General features: G+C 63.4%; 18 protein-coding genes, 1 tRNA gene and 2 rRNA genes (1 of these 21 running past the window's edge). 15 read left to right on the forward strand and 6 right to left on the reverse strand.

Going from position 1 to position 21,721, the window contains the following annotated elements; translation table 11 throughout:
* Window positions 1-3: 3 nt before the first annotated feature.
* The 7 genes from HH800_RS12505 (at window position 4) to HH800_RS12535 (ending at window position 10,046) form a co-directional block, all read left to right on the forward strand.
* On the forward strand, window positions 4-2,700 hold the full coding sequence (locus HH800_RS12505; protein WP_169861273.1) for a Tat pathway signal sequence domain protein: 2,697 nt from the start codon (window positions 4-6) through the stop codon (window positions 2,698-2,700).
* A 173-nt stretch (window positions 2,701-2,873) separates the two neighbouring features.
* Window positions 2,874-3,719: a class II aldolase/adducin family protein gene (locus tag HH800_RS12510; RefSeq protein ID WP_169861274.1), complete on the forward strand. Its 846-nt coding sequence runs from the start codon at window positions 2,874-2,876 to the stop codon at window positions 3,717-3,719.
* A complete protein-coding gene (locus HH800_RS12515) occupies window positions 3,719-4,681 on the forward strand; it encodes an ABC transporter substrate-binding protein (protein WP_169861275.1) in 963 nt (320 codons plus the stop codon). Before HH800_RS12510 ends, HH800_RS12515 begins: the two co-directional genes overlap by 1 nt.
* Window positions 4,682-4,722: 41 nt before the next feature.
* Entirely contained in the window at window positions 4,723-7,221 is a 2,499-nt protein-coding gene (locus tag HH800_RS12520; protein ID WP_169861276.1) for a TonB-dependent receptor plug domain-containing protein, read from the forward strand.
* A gap of 13 nt (window positions 7,222-7,234) precedes the next feature.
* A complete protein-coding gene (locus HH800_RS12525) occupies window positions 7,235-8,599 on the forward strand; it encodes an LLM class flavin-dependent oxidoreductase (protein WP_169861277.1) in 1,365 nt (454 codons plus the stop codon).
* A 41-nt stretch (window positions 8,600-8,640) separates the two neighbouring features.
* Window positions 8,641-9,321: a DOPA 4,5-dioxygenase family protein gene (locus HH800_RS12530; protein WP_169861278.1), complete on the forward strand. Its 681-nt coding sequence runs from the start codon at window positions 8,641-8,643 to the stop codon at window positions 9,319-9,321.
* Window positions 9,321-10,046, forward strand: a complete 726-nt coding sequence (locus HH800_RS12535; RefSeq protein ID WP_169861279.1) for an SDR family oxidoreductase — start codon at window positions 9,321-9,323, stop codon at window positions 10,044-10,046. Before HH800_RS12530 ends, HH800_RS12535 begins: the two co-directional genes overlap by 1 nt.
* Here the strand turns inward: HH800_RS12535 and HH800_RS12540 are convergent.
* From HH800_RS12540 to HH800_RS29095, 3 genes are all read right to left on the reverse strand, one after another.
* On the reverse strand, window positions 10,043-10,435 hold the full coding sequence (locus HH800_RS12540) for a 4Fe-4S dicluster domain-containing protein (protein ID WP_169861280.1): 393 nt from the start codon (window positions 10,433-10,435) through the stop codon (window positions 10,043-10,045). The genes HH800_RS12535 and HH800_RS12540 overlap by 4 nt on opposite strands.
* A complete protein-coding gene (locus HH800_RS12545; protein WP_169861281.1) occupies window positions 10,432-12,027 on the reverse strand; it encodes an FAD-binding protein in 1,596 nt (531 codons plus the stop codon). The genes HH800_RS12540 and HH800_RS12545 overlap by 4 nt, the downstream gene beginning before the upstream one ends.
* Before the next feature lie 92 nt (window positions 12,028-12,119).
* On the reverse strand, window positions 12,120-12,410 hold the full coding sequence (locus HH800_RS29095; RefSeq protein ID WP_235682109.1) for a hypothetical protein: 291 nt from the start codon (window positions 12,408-12,410) through the stop codon (window positions 12,120-12,122).
* Between the two features lie 454 nt (window positions 12,411-12,864).
* Between HH800_RS29095 and HH800_RS12555 the strand changes: the two genes are divergently transcribed.
* The 8 genes from HH800_RS12555 to HH800_RS29370 all read left to right on the forward strand — a co-directional run bounded on the left by HH800_RS12555 (window position 12,865) and on the right by HH800_RS29370 (window position 19,573).
* The gene (locus HH800_RS12555) at window positions 12,865-15,105 is read left to right on the forward strand and encodes a TonB-dependent siderophore receptor (protein WP_169861282.1); all 2,241 of its coding nucleotides are present in this window, start codon (window positions 12,865-12,867) and stop codon (window positions 15,103-15,105) included.
* Complete coding sequence (locus tag HH800_RS12560; protein ID WP_169861283.1) at window positions 15,102-15,944, forward strand: alpha/beta hydrolase; 843 nt, start codon at window positions 15,102-15,104, stop codon at window positions 15,942-15,944. The genes HH800_RS12555 and HH800_RS12560 overlap by 4 nt, the downstream gene beginning before the upstream one ends.
* The gene (locus HH800_RS12565) at window positions 15,941-16,216 is read left to right on the forward strand and encodes a hypothetical protein (protein WP_169861284.1); all 276 of its coding nucleotides are present in this window, start codon (window positions 15,941-15,943) and stop codon (window positions 16,214-16,216) included. Before HH800_RS12560 ends, HH800_RS12565 begins: the two co-directional genes overlap by 4 nt.
* Window positions 16,213-16,521 carry a hypothetical protein gene (locus tag HH800_RS12570; protein WP_169861285.1) on the forward strand — a complete coding sequence of 103 codons (309 nt, stop codon included), beginning with the start codon at window positions 16,213-16,215 and terminating at the stop codon, window positions 16,519-16,521. The genes HH800_RS12565 and HH800_RS12570 overlap by 4 nt, the downstream gene beginning before the upstream one ends.
* Window positions 16,518-18,101: a PepSY-associated TM helix domain-containing protein gene (locus HH800_RS12575; RefSeq protein ID WP_169861286.1), complete on the forward strand. Its 1,584-nt coding sequence runs from the start codon at window positions 16,518-16,520 to the stop codon at window positions 18,099-18,101. Before HH800_RS12570 ends, HH800_RS12575 begins: the two co-directional genes overlap by 4 nt.
* Before the next feature lie 106 nt (window positions 18,102-18,207).
* Window positions 18,208-19,161 (forward strand): aminotransferase class I/II-fold pyridoxal phosphate-dependent enzyme, encoded by a 954-nt coding sequence (locus tag HH800_RS12580; protein WP_235682110.1) that lies wholly within the window; start codon window positions 18,208-18,210, stop codon window positions 19,159-19,161.
* A 98-nt stretch (window positions 19,162-19,259) separates the two neighbouring features.
* Complete coding sequence (locus HH800_RS12585) at window positions 19,260-19,442, forward strand: hypothetical protein (protein WP_169861288.1); 183 nt, start codon at window positions 19,260-19,262, stop codon at window positions 19,440-19,442.
* A complete protein-coding gene (locus HH800_RS29370; RefSeq protein WP_268932926.1) occupies window positions 19,442-19,573 on the forward strand; it encodes a hypothetical protein in 132 nt (43 codons plus the stop codon). Before HH800_RS12585 ends, HH800_RS29370 begins: the two co-directional genes overlap by 1 nt.
* A gap of 25 nt (window positions 19,574-19,598) precedes the next feature.
* Here HH800_RS29370 and HH800_RS12590 read toward each other — a convergent pair.
* The 3 genes from HH800_RS12590 to HH800_RS12600 form a co-directional block, all read right to left on the reverse strand.
* Window positions 19,599-19,675: transfer RNA gene (locus HH800_RS12590), tRNA-Met, on the reverse strand.
* Window positions 19,676-19,787: 112 nt separating this feature from the next.
* A 5S ribosomal RNA gene (rrf, locus tag HH800_RS12595) occupies window positions 19,788-19,902 on the reverse strand.
* 176 nt (window positions 19,903-20,078) lie between these two features.
* Window positions 20,079-21,721: ribosomal RNA gene (locus HH800_RS12600) — 23S ribosomal RNA — on the reverse strand (it continues 1,149 nt past the right edge of the window).

A 21,721-nucleotide genomic window follows, 5' to 3' on the forward strand; every position in this document is an offset into this window, starting at 1 on the left:
CGCATGCCCCTCTCCCGCCGCGCCCTGCTCCAGTCCAGCCTGCTGAGTGGCGCCGCGCTCGCCCTGCCGACACCCGCGCGCGCCGCGAAGGCGCTGCCGACAACGAATGTGCATTGGTTAGACGGCAGCCCGCCAGCCTGGGACGGCGGCCAGAGCTGGGGCACGCCCTGGCCGCGCGACACGCTGCGCACAACGGACCGGCTTCAGGCCCATGGTGCAGATGGTACCATATTGCCGCTGCAAAGCTGGCCGCTGGCCTATTGGCCGGACGGATCGATCAAATGGAGCGGCCATGCGCTGCCGGCGATGATCGACAAAGCCCCCTCCCATGTCTCGATCGGCATCGGACGCAATCCCGCTCCCGCGCATCCCGTCCGCGTCGAACAGCAGGCCGATGCCGTGCTGGTGCAGGTTGGCGCGACATCCTGGCGCCTACCACGCACGGGCAGCGCCATCATCGCCGCGGCAGAACGGGATGGCCAAACCCTGCTGCGCAATGTCCATCTGCTGGCCAGCGCCCAGAATGCGGCGTCCGACGAGGAATCGGAAAATCTGTCGGTCCAGCGCTATACCAGCCGGATCGACGCGCTGACCGTCGAACAAAGCGGTCCGGTCCGTGCCGTCGTCAAGGTGGAGGGCAGTCATGCCGACAACGGCCGCCAATGGCTGCCCTTCAGCCTGCGCCTCTATTTCACCGCCGACAGTCCGGCCGTCCGCATCGTCCACAGCTTCATTTGGGATGGCGACGCCGATCGCGATTTCCTGCGCGGTCTCGGCATCCGGGCGCAGGTGCCGATGGCCGCGCCCTTGCACGATCGACATGTCCGCATCGCCACCGATCATGGCCTGTTCAGTGAAGCAGTTCGGCCGCTCACGGGCCTCCGCCGCGATGTCGGCGAAGCCTTTCGTCAGGCACAGATTGACGGACGCGCAACCCCATCGGTCGACACGCTGCCGGATCGGCTGCGCCAGTTGCTCGACAGTATCCCGGCATGGGGCGATTTCCGGCTGTTCCAGGGCAATGCCCAGGGTTTCACCCTGACCAAGCGCACCCGCAAGGGGCGTGCGCCGATCCAGTCGCTCGAAGGCGATCGCGCCCGTGGGCTGGCCTATGTCGGCACGCCATCGGGCGGCGCGGCGATCGGCATGGCCGATTTCTGGAAACGCCATCCGGTCCAACTCGATATTGACGGCGCGGCGGGAGACACGGCCGACCTGACCGCCTGGCTGCATGCACCAGACGCGCCTGCCATGGACATGCGCTCCTATCGCGATGTGCTGGGGATGACCGATTATGCCCGCCAAAATGACGGGCTGGACATGACCTATGAGGATTATGAACCCGGCTGGGATCAGGCCAAAGGCATTGCCCGCACCAATGAATTGTGGCTCTGGGCGCTGCCCGCGACGCCCGATGCCGCAACGCTGGACAGCTATGCCGCCCAGGTGGCCCGCCCCGCCCGGTTGCAGGTCCAGCCGGATCGCATTCATGCCGCCGGCGTGTTCGGCGATTGGGCGCCGCGCGCGACCAGTGGTGCCCTGTCCCTGGCGATCGAGCGACAGAATGACCTGCTGATCGATCATTATCGCGACGAAATCGACCGGCGCCACTGGTATGGTTTCTGGAACCATGGCGACGTGATGCACAGCTATGACAGCGATCGGCATCAATGGCGGTACGACATTGGCGGCTATGCCTGGGACAATAGCGAACTGTCGACCGACCTGTGGTTCTGGTACAGCTATTTGCGATCGGGCCGAGCGGACATATTCCGCATGGCGGAAGCGATGACCCGGCACACCGGCGAGGTCGATATCTATCATGCCGGCCCCTGGGCCGGCCTTGGCACGCGCCATGGCGTCCAGCACTGGAGCGACAGCAGCAAGCAGCCGCGTGTATCCAACGCTGCCTATCGCCGCATCTTCTATTATCTGACCGGCGACGAACGGGTCGGCGACCTGATGCACTCGCTGGTCCATTCCGACCGTGCGCTGCAACATGTGGATATTGGCCGCAAGGTTGCCGATCGGGCGCCGGAATCGCTGCCGCCCGGCGGGGTCGGCGCCGTCGTCAAACCCGCAGGATTACCCGACGGCGTGATCCAGCTGTCCTTCGGCACAAGCTGGGGCAGCCTGGTCGCGGCCTGGTTCACCGAATGGGAAAGGACCGGCGACCGCCGCTGGCGGGACCGCATCCTGGCCGGCATGGACAGCATCGCCGCCCTGCCCCGCCAATGGTGGGCCGGCGGCGCCAATTTCGATCTCGCCAGCGGCCGCTTCGTGTCCGGCGGCGATCATATCAGCGTCAGCCACCTCAACGCGGTCTTCGGCATTGTCGAAATCATGGCCGAACTTCTGTCGCTGGTCGATGCGCCCGGCTATCGGGCGGCCTGGATCGACTATTGCAAATGGTACAACGCCCCCGCCGACCAATGGGAAAGGCGTTTTGGCGAAGCGCCGCGCGGCCATAATCTGCGCCAGGCCCATTCGCGCCTGACCGCCTATGCCGCGCACGCGTTGCAGGACGCGGCGCTGGCAGCGCGCGCCTGGAACGAATTTCAGGATGGCGAACTGAAACCGGGCCTGACGACCATCCAGGCGGGCGACGGCATCGTGGAGATTCCCGGCCTGTCGACAAATGGCGCAGCCCAATGGGGGCTGGCAGCAATCCAGAATCTGGCCCTGATCCCGCCAGATTGAACATCTCGATCAACGACCGATCAATTGCGACAATGATAAAAAAGGAAAAATCATAAATAGATAATATTCACCTATTCAATCTTACAATTCAAATGACGCCATAGTCATTTGATACATATCACGGGACTTATCTAAAAAACATCACCAGCCACGTTTGCCAACGAGAGCGGTGAATGACGATAATATCGCAAAGTCACGCGGACGAATTCTCGCATCCAGCGCTACGGCGTCCCCGCATCCATGACGTTCCCCGCGATGGCGATGCGCCACGGCTGCATGCGGAAGCGGCCCGGCGCACAGTTCGGGACGAGCGGCTGCACCGCAAGCAGCAACTGGCCGCGTCGCTGCGCCTGCTGGCCCAGCATGGCGTCGAGCCTGGCCTGGCCGGCCATCTGAGCGCCCGCGACCCTGAACATGTGGACCATTTCTGGGTCAATCCGGTCGGCGTCCCCTTTTCCCATATCCGGGTATCGGACCTGCTGCGGATCGACAGCGACGGGCGGGTCGTCGAGGGCGACGGGCCAGTCAACATCTCCGGCATCCCCTATCATCATGCGGTCCAGCGTGCCCGGCCGGACGTCGTCGGGATCGTCCATGCCCATAGTTTCCACGCCAAGACCTGGTCCGCCTTCCGGCAACCGGTCGAGCCGATCATCGCCGACCTCGCCGCCTTCCATGAGGATCAGGTGGTCTTCGTGCCCGACCGGTCGTTGGATGCCGCTACGGGGCGTGATGCCGTCGCGCAGCAGTTCGTCCAGTCACTGGGTGACCGCAACATCCTGCTCTGGGCCAATCATGGCCACTGGACCGTCGGCAACAGCGTCGAAAGCGCGGCATGGCGCTTCATTGCCTATGAAAGCGCGGCCCGCGTGCAACTGACCGCACGGGCCGCCGGAACAGCGATCGTCGATCCGCCGACCCAGCGTCCCTCTCCCGACCAGCGGGAAGGATGGGCTTGGCTCAGCTTCCTGCCCTATTGGGACGAGATCGTCCGCGCGCAGCCCGATCTGCTCGACTGATGCCCCGTCAGCTTTATTCCCGGCGGGCGCTGCTAGCCGGCGCCGGCGCCCTGACGCTGGCCGGATGCGGCGCGGCCACGGAACGGGCATTGTCCGACGTGACCCTGAGCGTCTGGCGCTACAAGACGACGGCCGGCAATTTCATGGCGGCGGCAGGACAGGCCGACACGCCATACCAGGTCCGCTATGTCGACCTGCCCGGCGGCCCGCTGGTGCTCAATGCCTATGCCGCCGGTGCGCTCGACTATGCCTATATGAGCGAAATTCCACCGGCTTTCGCGCTGCAGTCGGGCACGCCGCTCAGGCTGATCGCCACCCACCAGGGCGATGTGAACAATAGCGGCGTGCTGGTGGTGAAGGGATCAAGCGCACGGCAATTTCCCGACCTTCGCGGACGCACCATCGCCTACACGCCCAACACCAACAATCATTATTATCTGCTCAAACTGCTCGAAGCGCATGATCTGCGCCTGTCCGACGTGCAGGCCGTCGGCCTGCCCGCCAACGACGCCAATGCCGCTTTCACGCGTGGTCATGTCGAAGCGATCGTCACCGGCGGCATTTCCGCCCTGTTGACCGAAAGCCTGCTCGGCGGACGCTGGATCGTCCGATCGGTCGCCGGTCTCTATTCGGGCAATTTCTGCATCTCTGCCCATCCGACCGCGCTGGCCGATCCGCTCAAGCGAGCGGCGATCCGCGACTATCTGCGCCGGGAACAGGCGACCTGGCAATGGATCGACCGAAACCCGGAACGCTGGGCGGCGCTGTCGGCAACGCTCAGTAGCCAGCCCGCCGCCCTGTTCCAGCGCCTGGCCCGCGAGGCAAGCCGGCCTGCCCTGATCGTCCCGCCCGCCAAGGCCGCCATCGCAAGCCTGCAGCATGTCGCCGACGATCTCGCCCGCTTCGCGCTGGTGCGGGATCGCCACGACCTGTCCGCGCTGTGGGAACCGGACCTGATCTGATCGGGCCGACCGTCACGAACATCTTAAAAAAGGGGGAATTTATGCGACATGAGATCAGCCGGCCGGCCTTTGGCGTCCTGCGCCGGCTATGGCTTTCGACGGTTACCCTGGCCGCGCTCGGGGTCGGTCCGTCGGCGCTTGCGCAGGAACAACCTGTCCCAGCCCCAACCGAAGCCAAGGTCGAGGGGACGATCGTCGTCGTCGGCAACCGCAGCCGCGCGACCACCGCGCTGGAAAGCCCCGTGCCGATCAATGTGATCGACGACAGCCAGTTGACGACATTGGGAGCAAACAGTTCGCTGCGCGACGCACTGGGCGTGTTGCTGCCTAGTTTCAACTCGCTGACCGTCAGTTCCTCGTCCTGGAACAGCGTAGCGCGTCCAGCCGGCTTGCGCGGCCTGGGCGGGTCGCATGTGCTGGTGCTGGTGAATGGCAAGCGGCGCCACAATAGCTCGCTGCTCAACCTGTCGACCGGTAGCGTCGACCAGGGCGCCAATTCGGTCGATATCGACCTGATCCCGGCGGCAGCGATCAAGCGGATCGAGGTGCTGCGCGACGGCGCGGCCGCCCAATATGGATCGGACGCGATCGCCGGCGTCATCAACATCGTGCTCAAGGATGACGACCATGGCGGCACGCTGACGGTGAACGGCGGCAAGCGCTACAGCTACCGCGGCAATTCCGACGGGCGTAATATCGAGGCAGGCGGCAATATCGGTTTCAAGCTGGGGCCGGACGGGTTCGTCAACATTGCCGCCAGCGCCAAGGACAATAATCATGCCCGCCGCGCCATTCCCGCGACCGGCGCCTTCTATTATCCGCTGGCCAATGGGCAGCCCGACCCGCGCGAGAGCCGGGACAAGACGGTGTTTACCGGCGGCCTGCCCGACCTGCGCGCGCTGACGATCCTCTATAATGCAGAACTGCCGCTTTCGCCGGCCGCAACCCTCTATTCCTCCTCGACCTGGTCGACGCGATCCGCGATCATCGGGCAGAATTTCCGGCGCCCCAATTCCACCAATGCGGTGCTGTCCATCTATCCCGATGGCTATGCGCCCAACTACACGCTGGACGAGAATGATTTCCAGATCCTCGCCGGCATCAAGGGCGAAGCGGGGGGCTGGAGCTGGGATCTGTCCAGCACCTATGGCGAGAACCGGTCGAAGAATGGCTCTACGGAGAGCCTCAACGCCTCCTTGGGCGATGCAAGTCCAACCGAATTCTGGACCTTCACTGCGAAATTCGCCCAGTGGACCAACAATCTGGATATTTCCAAGGGGGTGGATATCGGTCTGGCCGAACCGCTGAAAATCTCCTTCGGTGCCGAACATCGCTATGAGCGGTTCCAGACCATCGCCGGCGACCCGGCAGCCTATGCCAACGGCCTTTATCAATATCCCGCCGGTACGCCGCTGGCCGGCCGCTATGCCACCATCGGCGCGCAGGGGGCGATCGTCCTCACCCCCGACGATGCGGCCAAGCTCAGCCGCAACAGCTATGCCGCCTATGTCGATCTGGGCGTCAATCCGGTGCCGCGCTGGTTCATCGGCCTGGCTGGCCGGGCCGAACATTATGACGACAGCGCCGGCAACACGCTGAACGCAAAGTTCACCACCCGCTACGACTTCACCGACAATTTCGCCATTCGCGGCACGATCAGCAACGGCTTCCGCGCGCCCTCGCTGGCCCAGTCCGCCTTCGCCCAGACGTCGAACCAATATACCACCGTCAACGGCGTCCAGACCTTCATCACCGCAAAGTCGGTGCGGCCGGGCACGCCGATCGGCGACGCGCTGGGCGCCAAAGCGCTGACCCCGGAAAAATCCTTCAACCTCAGCGCCGGCTTCAGCTACAAGATCGGCACCCGGTTCAACCTGTCGGTCGACGCCTATCAGATCAAGCTGGACGATCGCATCGCCCAGACCGGCTATCTGACCGGCGCCGGCGTCAGCGCCATCCTGGTCGCCAACGGCTTCGATCCCAATTATTCGGTGCGCTATTTCGCCAATGCGATCGACACCCGGACCCGCGGCGTCGAAGCCGTCGCCAACTATCTCCAGCCACTGGGCGAGGACAAGTCGATCCGCTTCACCATCGGCTATAATTACAACAAGACCAAGATCACCCATGTCTCCGACAATCCGCCGGAACTGGCCGCGCTCAACCTCACCTTGTTCGACCGTCAGGCGCAGGGCTATATCGCCGGCAACTTGCCCAAGTCGAAACTGATCCTGGGCCAGGATCTGAAGCTCGGCACTCTCCAGCTCAACCTGCGCGAGACCCGCTATGCCAAGGTCGCCTTCCTCGGCACGACGGCCGCGACCGACCAGTTCTACGGCGCCAAATGGATCGCCGACATCGACCTGTCCTTCCAGGCGACGCGCAACATCAATGTCGCGATCGGCGCGAACAATTTCTTCGACACCTATCCCGACAAGAACATACTGGCGGATACCAACGGCTTCCCGCCCTATCCGGCCCAGTCCCCGTTCGGCTTCTATGGCGGCTATTATTATGGCCGCCTGGCCTTCAGCTTCTGATGGAGACGCAGGCATGACCCACCCCTCCGGCACGCTCAAGCTCGGCGCTTTCCTGTCGGGGCACGGCTCGCACAATGCGAGCTGGCGCCTGCCGGAGGCGGATGTCGATGCCTCGCGCAGCTTCGCGCCCTATGCCCGGGTCGCCCGGAAACTGGAACAGGGCCTGTTCGACGCGATCTTCCTCAACGACAGCGTCGCCATTCCCGATCTCGACGCCGATTCACTGGCGCGCACGTCGCAGGGCATGCGCTGGGATCCGTTGACGCTGCTGCCCGCCCTGGCTGTTGTCACCAGCCGGATCGGCCTCATCAGCACGGCCAACACCACCTATAACGAACCCTATACGCTCGCCCGCCGGCTCGCCTCGCTCGACCATCTGAGCGCAGGGCGCGCCGGCTGGAACCTGGTCACCTCGCTCGGCGGTGGCGAGAATTTCAACCGCGAGGATCATGTCCTGCACGCCCAGCGCTATCAGCGGGCCGAGGAGTTTTTCGATGTCATCACCGGCCTGTGGGACAGTTGGGAAGATGACGCCTTCGTCCAGGACAAGCAGAGCGGCATCTGGGCCGATCCCGCCAAGCTTCACCGGCTGGATCACAAGGGCGCGCATTTTTCGGTGCAGGGACCGCTCAACGCGGCGCGCCCGGTCCAGGGCTATCCCGTGATCGCCCAGGCCGGATCATCCGATGACGGCCGCGAACTGGCGGCGCGGACGGCGGAAATCATCTTCACCGCCGCCCAGACGATCGACGAGGCGCTGGCCTTCGGCGCGGACATCACCGCCCGCCTCGGCCGTTATGGCCGCAAGCGCAGCGACGTCCGCATCCTGCCCGGCATATCGGTCTATGTCGGCCAGGATGCCGAGGAAGCCCGCGCCCGCTACGAAGCGCTTCAGGATCTGCTCGATCCGGTTTTCGCGCTCAAGGGCATATCCCGCTTCGTCAATATCGGCATCGACCTGTGGACTCTGCCGCTGGACGAACCGGTCGTACTGCCCGCCGCAATCCCCGTCACCAACACGCACAAGAGCCGCCAGCAACTGGTGATCGACCTGATCCGCCGCGAACAGCCGACGGTGCGGCAATTGCTGCGCAAGATGGTCGCCGGCGGGCATCGCATCCTGTTCGGCAGTGCGCGCGACATTGCCGATGATTTTGAGCATTGGCTCCATGCCGGCGCGGCCGACGGGTTCAACATCATGTTCCCCGACCTGCATGGATCGGTCGACCGTTTCGTTGAGGAGGTTGTCCCCGAACTGCAGCGGCGCGGTGTGTTCCGCACCGCCTATGAGGGCGCCACGCTGCGCGACAATCTGGGCCTCGATCGCCCGGACAACCGCTTCACCCGTCCCCCGCCAGTGGCGGCTGTCAGGAACTGAGCGGCGCTTCATTCCCAAAATCTTAGAACAAGGAACCGGACATGTCCCAGCCCCATGACCCAATCGATCAACATTGGGCCGATCTTCTCTCGCCCGGCCGAAGGCAATTGCTGCGCGCAGGCGGACTGGCTGCTGCCGGTGGCCTTATCGGCGCGCCTGCCTTTGCCGCCGCTCTTCCGTCCTCTCCCGCCGCCATCGCCGCCCATACGGGCAAGAGCCCCTGGGGCTATGCCACCGCCACGGAACCGACGCCCCGTCCCCTGGCGGTGCGCCCCGGCGAGGAGCATGGTCTGCCCGATCGGCCCCGCGCCTATACCGATATCAAGAGCTATCATGCCCATATCTATTTCGACGAGGATAGTTACGAGAAGGCAGTCCGCATCCGGCAATGGACGGCGGAACGCTTTGCGGTGGAGTTGGGCAACTGGAATGCGAAGCCGCGCGGCCCGCATGTCACGCCATCCTTCTATTTCGGCTTCGGCACCGACCTGCAGCCGCTGATCCTGCCCTGGCTCCAGCTCAACAGCCTGGGCCTGACCATCCTTGTCCATCCCAATACCGACGATCCGCGCGCCGACCACCTCCATTATGCCCTGTGGGTGAACCGGTCGCAGCCGGTCAACGCCTATGGCATGAAGAAGCCGGACCTTGCGGCTGGCGAGCCGGCCGTGGAACAAATCTATCCCAATACCCGGCCGACGGTCGCGATCGAGCGTAGCTGATGGGCGCTGCGAGGGAACAAGCGGGCCGGCATTATGCCATCGTCGGCGGCAGCAGCGGCATCGGCCTTGCCGTGGCGAAATTGCTGGTCGCGCGCGGCGACAGAGTGCTGATCGGCGGGCGATCGCCCGACCGATTGTCCAGCGCCATCGCGACATTGGGGGAGCAGGCCTTCGCCCGCTCCATCGACACCGGCGATCGCGCATCGATCGCGGCCTTCTTCAACGATGTGCCGGCGCTCGACGGACTATTCACCCCGGCCGCCAGCTATCGCACCGGGGCCTTTCGTGACGGCGATGTTGACACAAGCGAAGCGCTGTTCGACGCCAAATTCTGGGGGCAATATTGGACCGTCCACGCCGCCCTTCCGATGTTGAAACAGACAGCATCGATCCTGCTGATGTCGGGTGCGGCCTCGGTCCGACCGATCGGCGCGCCGGCCTATGCCGCCTGCAATGCAGCGCTGGAGGGATTGGCGCGCGGCCTGGCGTTCGAATTGTCCCCGATCCGGGTCAATTGCCTGTCTCCCGGCACCACCGACAGCGACCTGTGGCGGGGTCGCCCCGCGCCGCAGCGTGAGACCGCCTACGCCCATTGGAACGGACTTTGCCTGACCGGACGCCCCGCCCAAGTCGAGGAACAGGCGCAGGCGGCCCTGTTCCTGCTCGACAATGGCAATATGACCGGCGCCACCTTGTTCTGCGATGGCGGCTATAGTTTCCGCTAGGCAATGTCCGTGTCCGCCCATCGCGCGGCATAACGGCGGGCGGCGATCTCCGCCCCTTCGCGCAACAAGGGGCCGAGTTGCCAGAAGTCCTGTAGATGCGGTGCCTCTGGCGGTGCATCGCGATCCCAGCCATAATCATGGCGCAGCCGCCCGACTTGCCCCATGGCCAGCGCCTCAACGGCGGACAGGCTTGGCGCGCCCTCCTGCTCGGGCGCGACATAGAGGGCGTCGGCCGGGCAATAGAGTTCGCACATGAAACAGGTCTGGCACTGATCCAGCCGTGCGATCAGCGGCACGCCATCGGTTCCGGCGTCGAAGACATGGGTGGGACAGGCCACAACGCAGGCCTGGCAACCGGTGCAGCGCTCCTCGAATATCTGTGCGATCATGCGGCGATCTCCTGCGCTGCGGGCCGTTCCGGACGGGTCCAGACGTGATCCAGCCCTGCGACCAGCAGCCGGCTCTGCTGCGCCGGATCGGTCCCCGGCCGATCGATGCGCATATGCATGCCGCGACTTTCGTCGCGCGCCAGGGCCGCTGCCACGATCCAGCCCGCACACGCCGCCATTGCCGCATGTTCGCGCAAGGCCACCGCCGCCAGCCCCTCCGCACGGCCATGATCCGCGATCGTGCGCCAGACGGCCTCGACCGCGTCCCGGTGCCGCTCAAGCTTGCCCGCACTGCGCCAGAGCGCTGCATCATAGCCGATGGTCGCGGCCTGGATGATCGGCAGCCCCTCACGAACGTCGGGAAGCCGTGCGGTGGAAGCGGGCCGCAGGCCGACCGTGCCGGCCGCCAGCACCGGCGTATCGCCTCGTCGTCCGGTCCGACGTGCATGGGCCGCCGCAGCGGCGCCGGCGATCCGGCCGGAGGTCAGCGCCCAGGCGGCATTTTGCGCGCCGCCGCCGCTAGTGGCGCCGGCGACCAGTTCGCGCGTGGCGCTGTCACCCGCCGCATAGAGATTGGCGACGCTGGTCTCGCAGCCGTCGCCGACGATCTGCACCCCGCCGGTGCCGCGGACCGTGCCTTCGCCGAATAGTCGCACCGGGAAGCGATCGCGGAACAGATCGATCCGCTTGTGCTCGAACGGCGCGAGCGAGGCGGGCTGGATGCGGCGCAGGCCTTGTTTCAGAGCGTCCGGCGCGTCGGACAGGTCGGCCAGTACCGGTCCAGCCTCCAGCGCGCGGGCCAGGGCACGCAGATGCGCCGCCTCCCCGCTCATCGGTGGCGGCACATCCAGTTCGCGGCCTTCGGTATCGAAGAAGCGGGCTGCGAAATAGGGCAGCGTCCGGGTCGAATTCCAGGCCGGCGAGAGGGAATAGGATACGGAAAATTCCATGCCCGACAGCACAGCGCCGACTTCCGCCGCCATCAGCAATCCATCGCCGCTATTGCCATGGCTGCCGATCAGCCCGGATCGGAAGGCGCAGCCGCCGGTCGCAATCACGACCGCACCCGCGCGCACTGTCCAGGCCTGTTGCTTCAGCCGCGCATAGCCGGCCGCCCCCGCCACCGATCCATCGGCATGCAGCAGCAGTTCCAGTGCGGGATGATGATCCAATATGGTGACACCGGCATACTGCGCAAAGCGACGCAGGGCACGCATATATTCCGGCCCGCGCACGCCGGAGTAGAAAGTGCCGCCCTTGCCGTCGCCGGCAAAAGGATAATAGCCCGCCAGCTGCGGCAGGGCACGCCAGGTTTCATCGATGATACGCGCCATCCAGTCCCGTTCGGCCAGGCCAAAGCTGCGGGCGTAACGCTCCTCGATCGCGGCCTCGCGCCGTCCCGGTTCCGGCGCGACCCACCAATGATTGGGACCACCGGTCGCCGTGACGCCGCTCGTCCCGACAAAGCCCTTGTCCACCAGCAGCACGTCGGCGCCCGCCTGTGCCGCCATGATCGCTGCCCAGCAGGCCGCCATGCCGCCGCCGATGATCAGGACATCGGCGCTGCGCGTGATCGGCGCGGCTTCGCTCATTCAGCGGCAACAGCGGCAGGCGAAGCTACAATGGCGCTGTAGCGGTTTTCCGGCACCGGCAGGCCAAGATGGCCGCGCAGCGTGTCATGCGCTTATTCGGTGCGGAACAGACCCCGCGCTTGCAGGATCGGCACCACCTCCTCACGGAAGCGGCGGAACGGTTCGGGCGAACCGGCGAATTGCGAGCGCCAATCACCGAAGCGACCGACGGCCAGGCGCAGTGTCACACCCGCCTCCTGCGCTGTCTGGATGATCCGCTTGGCCTGCCCCATATAGCTGTGGTCGAGCGCTTCGCGACCAGCGTCTTCGATCGCGCGAGCCTTCTCGCTGTCGGCAATGGCTTCGGGTCGGCGAGGATATTGATAGGCTCGGGATCGAGCCAACTCGACTGGTTGCCACCCGCCCCCTCCAGGATCGCGCCCTGATGCAGTTGGCTGTGCGTTTCGTCGGCCATCGTCGCCTCCCTTGAATGAGACGAGCGTAACCGTGCGGACCCCACCGGCATAACGAGAGCTTCTCATAGGCTGTTGTGAAAGGCTGATGAACAGGTTGTTGCAGAAGAACGCAACGAAAAGGCCAAGTTCATTAGTTACGGATTACCTCCGAAAATGCTGCTCAAATGACGGTGATTTTCTAAAAAGCCAGTTCCTGTCGACAGTTTAGGAACGCGTCCCGTCCGGTCAGCGTAATAGACAACCCGCGAGGAAATGGCTGATATTGCTCTGCTCCGACGCGCAAACAGACGCTTTGCAACATCCTGCAAAGAAGCTGAAATATCTCCAAGGTTGCTAACGCGACCTATTCGCATTAGCTGGGTCCCGAATTTAGGGGATCATCATGCGCAGAATTTCCATCGCCACCGCCCTCATTCTGGCGGACACGTCCACCATCGCCCATGCACAGGCGGCGCCCGCGGAGGCGAACCGCGACGACATCATCATCGTCACCGCGACCGGTCAGTCGTCGGCCATTTCGACGACCAAGAGCGCCACGCCGATCATCGAGTCGCCGCAGTCGATCTCGATCATCAGCCGCGAGGAGATCAATCTGCGCGCCTCTCCGACGATCGCCGATGCGCTGGCCTATACGGCGGGCGTGCAGTCAGAAAGCTGGGGCGTGGACAGCCGCGTCGACGAAGTGTCGGTGCGCGGCTTTGGCGCAGGCGGCTTTTCGTCCAACAATAATTTCGTCGACGGTCTGCGCCTGCCTTCGGGTGGACAATGGACGCGGCCGGGCTTCGATTCCTATGCTTTGGAACAGATCGAAGTGCTCAAGGGGCCTTCGGGCGCGCTTTACGGCCAGACCGCGCCGGGCGGCCTGGTCAATATCGTCACCAAGCGGCCGACCGACGAATTCCAGGCCAATGTCATGTTGCAGGCGATAGGGACGACCGACCTCGACAACTGGAACTATCAGGCGGCGGCCGATGTCAGCGGGCCAATTACTTCGACCCTGTCGAGCCGGATCGTCGGCCTGTCGCGCTATGGCGATACCCAGGTCGAGGATGTCTCGATCGGCCGCCGCTATATTTCGCCCAGCCTGACCTGGAAGCCGGACGATGCCACGACCTGGACGATCCTGGGCCAGTATCAGCAGGATAAGGGCGGTTCGACTTTCCAGTTCCTGCCGGCGCTCGGTGCACTCTATCCCAGCAACGGCAAATATATCGCCAATGACGACAATCTGGGCGAGCCGGACTGGAACACCTTTGACCGCAACCAATATCTGATCGGCTCCTTCTTCGAGCATAAGTTCAACGACGCGATCACGATCCGCAACAACAGCCGCTATACCCATCTCGACACGCTCTATCGCGTCGTCGTGCTGTCGGGGAACACGCTGACGACCTGCCCGTCGAGCATCGCGGGCTGCATTCCCGGCCAGACGATCAGTCGCCGTGCGGTGCAGGGCAAGGGCGAGAGCGACGGCCTGGCCACCGACACCCAGTTGGAGGCCAAGTTCACCACCGGTCCGGTGGAGCATACGCTGCTGGGTGGGGTCGATTATTTCCACACGGAGTGGGAGCATTATCGCGATCTCGTCAGTTCGTCGCTGGTGCTGCCAATCCTCGATATCTTCGATCCGGTGTCGCGCGGCTCGGCCGGCTATGCCAGCAACATGTCGCCGCAAATCTATACGGAGACCGTCAGCAAGCAGGCGGGTGTTTATCTCCAGGACCAGATCAAGCTGGGCAAGCTGCGGCTGACCTTGGGCGGCCGGCAGGACTGGGCAAAGGACAATACCTACAACCCCATCACCGGTAATCGCTACATCACCAAGAGCGATGCTTTCACCTGGCGCGCCGGCACCGTCTATATGTTTGACAACGGTTTGGCACCCTATGCCAGCTATTCCGAAAGCTTCCAGCCGCAGGTCAGCGACCCCACGACCAATCTGACGGCTGAGCCATTCAAGCCGACGACGGGCCAGCAATATGAAGCGGGCATCCGCTACCAGCATGGCGACAATATCTATGTGACGCTGGGCGCCTATCAGATCACCCAGCAGAATATGACCACGCCCGCGACCCTAGCGGACCTTCCCACAGGCAGCACTGCCGCCACGCTGGCCGCCAAGCCTTGTGCGCCCAGCTGTCAGGTGCAGACCGGCGAGGGACGGGTGCGCGGGCTTGAGTTCGAGAGCAAAGCGACCCTGCCCTGGGGCATGGCGGTGATCGCCACCGCGACCCGCATGGACAGCAAGGTCACCAAGTCGAACACGGCGGGCCAGGTCGGCAATGAACTGCCGCAGGTGCCCGAATGGATGGCGTCGCTATTCCTCAACCAGACGATCGAAGGCGGTTCGCTCGCCGGCCTCGGCTTCGGTGGCGGCGTGCGCTATACCGGCAAGAGCTATGGCGACACAGCCAATTCGCTCCGCATTCCCGACTATACATTGTTCGACCTGTTCATCCGCTATGATCTGGGCAAGGCGTCGGGTGCGCTGGAGGGCATGACCTTCTCGATCAACGGCCGCAACATCGCCGACAAGCGCTATGTCGCGACCTGCAGCGCGGTTTCTGCCTGCTATTATGGCCAGGGCCGCAGCCTCACCGCCCGCCTGCAGTTCAACTGGTGAGGCGGCTGTCGGCCCTTGCGGCGCTCGGCCTGCTGACGATGGCGCCGGGCGTGGCGTCATCGCCTGCGGTGACGGCGCCATGGCAGCTGGAACGATCCGACGTGCTGACCATCAGGTCGCCCGATGGCCATGCCTATCGGGTGCTGGTCGCCTGGCCGGAGGGCGAACCACCCGCCGGCGGCTGGCCGCTGCTGTGGATGCTGGATGGCGAGGATAATTTTCCGATCGCCGCGACCACTGCCCGTCGGTTGGCGCGTGCTGGCGCCCGCTCGGGTATCGGGCCGGGGTTGATCGTCGCGATCGATTCCGGGCCGCTGGCCCGGCGGGTGTTCGATTATACGCCGGCAGCGCCGGACTATGCCATTCCCGCCGGGGCGCCGGCCAGTGGCCTGCCAACCGGCGGCGCCGACATTTTCCTGCGCTTCATCGAGCAGCAGGTCCGGCCCCAGATCGTGGCGCGCTGGAAGATCGACGCCAGCCGGCAGACGCTGATGGGCCACAGTTTCGGCGGGCTGCTGGCGCTGCACGCGCTGGCCAAGGGCGCGCCCTTCAGCCGTTATGTCGCGGTCAGTCCATCCTTCTGGTTCGGCAATGGCCTGGTCGCGCGGGAGGTCGAAGACATGGCGCCTGCGCCGGGCAAGAGGCTGCTGGCCGCCAGTGGCGACAGCGAGGGCGGTCCGACCAAGGGCGACAGCGAAGGTGACAGGGTAGCGGCCCTTTTCACGACCCATGGGGTCGAGGCGCAGTTCCGGCTGCTGTCGGGGCATAGTCATGGATCGACGATGATGGCGATGATGACGGACGGCATTGCCATGGCATTTGAAACGGAATCGAAATGATTTTTGCGATCCTTGGCGGGCTGCTTGCCTGTCTGGCGGCGATGCTGCTCTATCTGGCGGCGCCGCACCAGCGGATGGGGCGGCTGCCCTGTCCGCCGCGCCTTGCCGGGTGGGGCGGCGTGGCACTGCTGATCGTCGGCACCGGCCTGTTGCTTCGCTGGGCCGGGGTGGCGACGGCGATCTTCATCGTCCTGACGCTGGTGATGACGATCTGGTCGGTAGTGCCCGTCACCATCGCCTGGCGCCGCGGCGCGCCAGAGGGCAAACGATGAGCAGGATCGGATCGCGCCGGCCGCTGTCCAGTGGCGACTGGTTCGGCAAGGTATCGGCCGCCTTCATCCTGGGCTTCACGCTGGCGCTCGGCTGCGCCGGCCTGTTTCGCGAACTGATGGATGTGGGGGAAGGCTATTTCTCCACCAAGGGGCAGTTCGCCATGTGGCTGATGTCGCCGGTCTGGGCGCTTACGCTGAGTTTCTGCTTCCTCTTCCGTTCGGGCCTGCGCGCCTGGCTATGGCTCTTCGCCGCCAATCTGCTGGTCTGGGTGCCGGTGCTGCTGATGGGAGGGCTGCGGCCGTGAAACTGCCGACCGACGTCGTGAAGATGTACAAGGAAGTGCATGGCTGGGTCGGCATCATTTCCGGCCTGTGCCTGTTCATCGCCTTCTATGCCGGGGCACTGACCATGTTCGAGTTGCCCTTGCAGCGCTGGGCCTCGCCCCCGCCGACGCTGGCGCCGCCCCCTTCGCTGGAGCGGACGCCGGAACTGGTCGCCAAGGTTCTGGCCACCCATCCGCAGGCGGCAAAGGGCTATGACATCAACCTCGTCATCGATGCTGCCCATCCGGCCCGAATGACATGGATGGTGCGTGGCGAAGCGGACGAGCATGGCGGCGGCCAGCGTTATTATGCTTCGCTGGCGCCGGATGGCGCACTGCAGGTCGAAAGCCAGGGGCCGTCCGAGGTCGCGCAGTTGATCGATGTGCTGCACCAGCAGGTCGGCCTGCCCTTCGACCATGAGATTTCCATGCCGATCATGGGCGCGATCGCGCTGCTCTACACCATCGCTCTGGTGTCGGGGCTGGTCGTGCTGCTGCCCAGCCTCGTCAGCGACCTGTTCGCGCTGCGCATCGGCAGGAATGTGAAGCGCATGTGGCTCGATGTCCACAATGTGCTGGGCCTGTTCAGCCTGCCCTTCCACATCATCATGGCGCTGACCGCAGTCGTCTTCGCCTTCCATGACCAATTCTACGGTGCGCAGGGGCTGGCCTTTGGTGGCGGCGCGGAGCGGGCGCGGCCAAGCCTGTCGGCCCCGGCCGAGGGACCGCCGCCCGCCACGCTGACGCCGGCGCAGATCGTCGCCCGCGTGCGCGAGCAGGCGCCCGGCTTCACGCCAGAGACATTAGTCTATGGTCAGGGACGTGGCGGCCTGCCGGCGCTGCGGGTGCAGGGCAGCGATGCCCGCTACGGCCTGCGCGCGCCGACCTATGGCATGGCCGGGATCGATCCGCAGACCGGTGCGATCACCGGCACCGACTATATGCCCGGCATGCAGGATGGCTGGTCGGCGACGATCACCAGCTTCTTTGCCCTGCATTTCGGCAATTTTGGCGGGAATACGATCCGCTGGGCCTATTTCCTGCTGGGGCTAGCCGGTGCCTTCCTCTTCTATACCGGCAATCTCCTCTGGGTGGAATCGCGCCGCAAGAAGGAGCGCAAGGCGGGCGCGGTCGAACAGACGCGGGCGACACGCATCCTGGGCGCGCTGACTGTGGGCGTGCCGATGGGCAGCATCGCCGGCATTTCGGTGACGCTGGCGGCGGCCAAACTGCTGGGCAGCCATGCCAGCTATGGCATGCACAGCGTCATCTATTATGCCCTCTTCCTGATCGCGGCCGGCTGGGCGCTGGCGCGCGGAGCGGCGCGATCGGGCGTGGAATTGGCGATCCTGGGCGCGGTGGCGATGTTGTGCATCCCGGCCGCAAGCCTGATCGCGGGGACCGGCTGGTATGATGCGCCTGCACTGATGCTGGTGGATCTCACGGCAGTGCTGCTGGCAGTGCTGCTGTTCCTGTCGGCGCGGGCTGCGGCCCGTCGTGCGGCGGCCGGTCAGCGCGACAGCATCTGGTCGACGATCAGGCCGGTTGCCGACCCTGGTTGATGCCCACTTCAATCGCGCTCTTCAAATCAATCACGGTGCAATCGGCCGTTATGGCAGGCGTCGCAGCGGCGGCTGGCATAGCGATCGGTGGCATAGGATTGGTCGATTGAACGGCAATGAATGCTGGGTCGGCCCCTTCGATCCCGGTGTTCAGGCCGCCGCGTCCAAACTGACGCTGTGCAATTTCTATCGCCCCAATGACGAATATCCCGAATTTCTGAGCGCAGTCGCGGAAATCGAGCGAGTGCCGCTCGAAACTGTTCTCCCCTGGCCGGGATCGAGCGACCCGCTCTCGCGCGCGGTTGTGACCTTCTGCTCGCCGACACGCGGCATCGTGACGGCCAATCCGGGCTTCGAACTCCCTTGGTGGACCGCCGATTGGGTGGGCGCGAAAATCTCGAAAGTGCCGCTGACGTCGGACTATCGGCATGATGTGAAGGCCATGCTGGCGGCGGATCCCAATGCCGGCCTCACGGGGACCAATACCCCACTGGAAGATATTGAATGGCTCCTCTCCAACAAGCCGGCCGGATCGATCGTGCTGGTGGACGAAGCCTATATCCATTTTTCCAATGCCAAGCCCGCTTCCTATCTGGTCGCGCAAGGCAAGGATGTGCTGGTGCTCCGCACCTTCTCGAAACTGTTCGGCATGGCATCGATGCGCATGGGCATCAGCATGGCGCCCAAAGCCCTGCACGACAAGATGATGCGCTACGACGGTCGGCAGCAGTCGGGCACGCTCCCTCTGCCTTCATTGGCCTGCGCGACCGCCAGCTTGAAGCAGCCGGCGCTAATCGCCCAGCGCAAAGCAGAAATGATCGCCGCCCGCAACGCCACCTTCGATCATCTCCAGAATAAGAGGCTCAGCTACATCCCATCCGATGCGAACATGTTTATGGTGGACTGGAAACGTCCGGCCAAGGATGTTGTGGCGCTGTTCGAACAGAATGACGTCGCGATCGGCCGGTCGTGGGACATCTGGCCGACCATCTCGCGCATCACCGTCGGATCGGCTGCCAACATGGAGAAGTTCTGCAGCGTGGTCGACAAGATCATCTGAGCCATCTAGGCGGCGTGGACGCGTTTGAGCCAGTATCTGGCTGTGGCGATCTGAGCAATGCCATGAATCTGACGGCAAGCTGCTCATATCGCATAGCAATGGCGCGGTTGATTTTCAAATGGCCGAACATGCGCTCGATCCTGCTGACCGGGCTCCTCAACCCGACGCTAATGAAGATGCTTTCAGATCCGGAAGCGGAGAAGGCGGATTTGGAAAGCCGCCTGGCGCGCTACGCGAGACGCTCAAGGAGAGCGTTATCCGCACTGAGGCTGCAGAACTGATGGATCAGCTGATCGAGAGCGTGACGATCTATCCCGACGGCGCCAATGGTCCCGAGGCAGAGGTTGTCGCCAAGGTGGCGGATCTGGCGGTTTACGCCCTGAACGACAACACCGCCCCGGGGAGGTCCTGAGGCGGTGTTTGTAGTTCTATGGCGTTGGTTGCGGGAGTAGGATTTGAACCTACGACCTTCAGGTTATGAGCCTGACGAGCTACCGGGCTGCTCCATCCCGCGACACTGGGCGTTTTTGTGTGGCCCTGACATGCAAAAAGGGCGGCTTTGCGGGCCGCCCTGTTTTGTAACATTGTGATGGGTTTTTGATCCGTTGCTATGCGCGTGCTTCAATGCCTGGCGACGCCCTACTCTTCCAGTGCTTGAGCAATAGTACCATCGGCGCAGACTGGTTTCACGGCCGAGTTCGGGATGGGATCGGGTGGGTCACAGACGCTATGGTCACCAAGCAATGAAGCAGGCGCATAACTGCGGGTTTTTAATCGATACCGTGCACTATTCACTTTCACTTGGGAAAGTGAACAACAAGAGCTTTTGAGTTTGTATGTTCGTATATCTGGGCTGGCTTAACACCACGCCATCAGCGTCTTAGCTGTTTCCAGCATTGTCGTTGATGGTGGGACTCTTAAGCGCGAACAGAGCAATTAGGACTGGTTAGCTCCATGCGTTACCGCACTTCCACATCCAGCCTATCAACGTCGTGGTCTACGACGGCTCGATGAAATCTTATCTTGAGGGAGGCTTCCCGCTTAGATGCTTTCAGCGGTTATCCCGTCCATACATAGCTACCCTGCTGCGCCACTGGCGTGACGACAGGTACACCAGAGGTATGTTCAACCCGGTCCTCTCGTACTAGGGTCAACTCCTCTCAAATTTCGACGCCCACGGCAGATAGGGACCAAACTGTCTCGCGACGTTCTGAACCCAGCTCACGTACCACTTTAATTGGCGAACAGCCAAACCCTTGGGACCTGCTCCAGCCCCAGGATGTGATGAGCCGACATCGAGGTGCCAAACGATTCCGTCGATATGAGCTCTTGGGAATCATCAGCCTGTTATCCCCGGCGTACCTTTTATCCGTTGAGCGATGGCCCTTCCACGAGGGACCACCGGATCACTATGACCGACTTTCGTCTCTGCTCGACTTGTCAGTCTCGCAGTCAGGCGGGCTTATGCCATTGCACTCTAACAGACGGTTTCCAACCGTCCTGAGCCCACCATCGCGCGCCTCCGTTACTCTTTAGGAGGCGACCGCCCCAGTCAAACTACCCGCCACAGAGGGTCCCTGCACCGGATAACGGTGCGAGGTTAGACATCAGAAAACAACAGGGTGGTATTTCACCTATGGCTCCACATCAACTGGCGTCAATGCTTCAAAGCCTCCCACCTATGCTACACAGTTCTTTCCTAATGCCACTCTGAAGCTGCAGTAAAGGTGCACGGGGTCTTTCCGTCTAACCGCGGGTACTCCGCATCTTCACGGAGAATTCAATTTCGCTGAGCATATCCTGGAGACAGTGGGGAAGTCGTTACGCCATTCGTGCAGGTCGGAACTTACCCGACAAGGAATTTCGCTACCTTAGGACCGTTATAGTTACGGCCGCCGTTTACCTGGGCTTCAATTCAGAGCTTGCACTCCTCCTCTTAACCTTCAGGCACCGGGCAGGCGTCAGGCCCTATACGTCGTCTTGAAGCCGACTTAGCAGAGCCCTGTGTTTTTGCTAAACAGTCGCTACCCCCTGGCCTGTGCCCCCCATCAAAAGTTGCCTTAAGATGGGGCCTCCTTCTTCCGAAGGTACGGAGGCAATTTGCCGAGTTCCTTCAGGATACTTCTCTCAAACGCCTTGGTATACTCTACCATTCCACCTGTGTCGGTTTAGGGTACGGTCTATACGGTGGGGCTATTTCCTGGGACCCCTTCACTGCCCGGAGCAATCCAATAAGCCCGAACAATTTACGGCATCCGTCACACACCACCAGGCCCACGAATATTAACGTGGTTCCCATCGACTACCCCCTTCGGGCTCGTCTTAGGGGCCGGCTTACCCTGCTCAGATTAGCTTTAAGCAGGAACCCTTGGAATTTCGGCGAGAGGGCATCTCACCCTCTTAATCGCTACTCATGTCTGCATTCGCACTTCCGATACCTCCACGGTCGGTTACCCTTCCGCTTCAACGGCCTACGGAACGCTCCGCTACCGCTCAGTCAAAGACTGAACCCTAAGCTTCGGTGCATCACTTTAGCCCCGTTACATCTTCGCCGCAGGAT

The sequence above is a fragment of the Sphingobium yanoikuyae genome (assembly GCF_013001025.1).
Classification (GTDB): domain Bacteria; phylum Pseudomonadota; class Alphaproteobacteria; order Sphingomonadales; family Sphingomonadaceae; genus Sphingobium; species Sphingobium yanoikuyae_A.

Excerpts from the sequence above, each read along its gene's own strand:
- HH800_RS12505 (WP_169861273.1), top strand. The coding sequence starts at position 4 with ATGCCCCTCTCCCGCCGCGCCCTGCTCCAGTCCAGCCTGCTGAGTGGC.
- HH800_RS12510 (WP_169861274.1), top strand. The coding sequence starts at position 2,874 with ATGACGATAATATCGCAAAGTCACGCGGACGAATTCTCGCATCCAGCG.
- HH800_RS12515 (WP_169861275.1), top strand. The coding sequence starts at position 3,719 with ATGCCCCGTCAGCTTTATTCCCGGCGGGCGCTGCTAGCCGGCGCCGGC.
- HH800_RS12520 (WP_169861276.1), top strand. The coding sequence starts at position 4,723 with ATGCGACATGAGATCAGCCGGCCGGCCTTTGGCGTCCTGCGCCGGCTA.
- HH800_RS12525 (WP_169861277.1), top strand. The coding sequence starts at position 7,235 with ATGACCCACCCCTCCGGCACGCTCAAGCTCGGCGCTTTCCTGTCGGGG.
- HH800_RS12530 (WP_169861278.1), top strand. The coding sequence starts at position 8,641 with ATGTCCCAGCCCCATGACCCAATCGATCAACATTGGGCCGATCTTCTC.
- HH800_RS12535 (WP_169861279.1), top strand. The coding sequence starts at position 9,321 with ATGGGCGCTGCGAGGGAACAAGCGGGCCGGCATTATGCCATCGTCGGC.
- HH800_RS12540 (WP_169861280.1), bottom strand. The coding sequence starts at position 10,435 with ATGATCGCACAGATATTCGAGGAGCGCTGCACCGGTTGCCAGGCCTGC.
- HH800_RS12545 (WP_169861281.1), bottom strand. The coding sequence starts at position 12,027 with ATGAGCGAAGCCGCGCCGATCACGCGCAGCGCCGATGTCCTGATCATC.
- HH800_RS12555 (WP_169861282.1), top strand. The coding sequence starts at position 12,865 with ATGCGCAGAATTTCCATCGCCACCGCCCTCATTCTGGCGGACACGTCC.
- HH800_RS12565 (WP_169861284.1), top strand. The coding sequence starts at position 15,941 with ATGATTTTTGCGATCCTTGGCGGGCTGCTTGCCTGTCTGGCGGCGATG.
- HH800_RS12570 (WP_169861285.1), top strand. The coding sequence starts at position 16,213 with ATGAGCAGGATCGGATCGCGCCGGCCGCTGTCCAGTGGCGACTGGTTC.
- HH800_RS12585 (WP_169861288.1), top strand. The coding sequence starts at position 19,260 with ATGGCGCGGTTGATTTTCAAATGGCCGAACATGCGCTCGATCCTGCTG.
- HH800_RS29370 (WP_268932926.1), top strand. The coding sequence starts at position 19,442 with ATGGATCAGCTGATCGAGAGCGTGACGATCTATCCCGACGGCGCCAAT.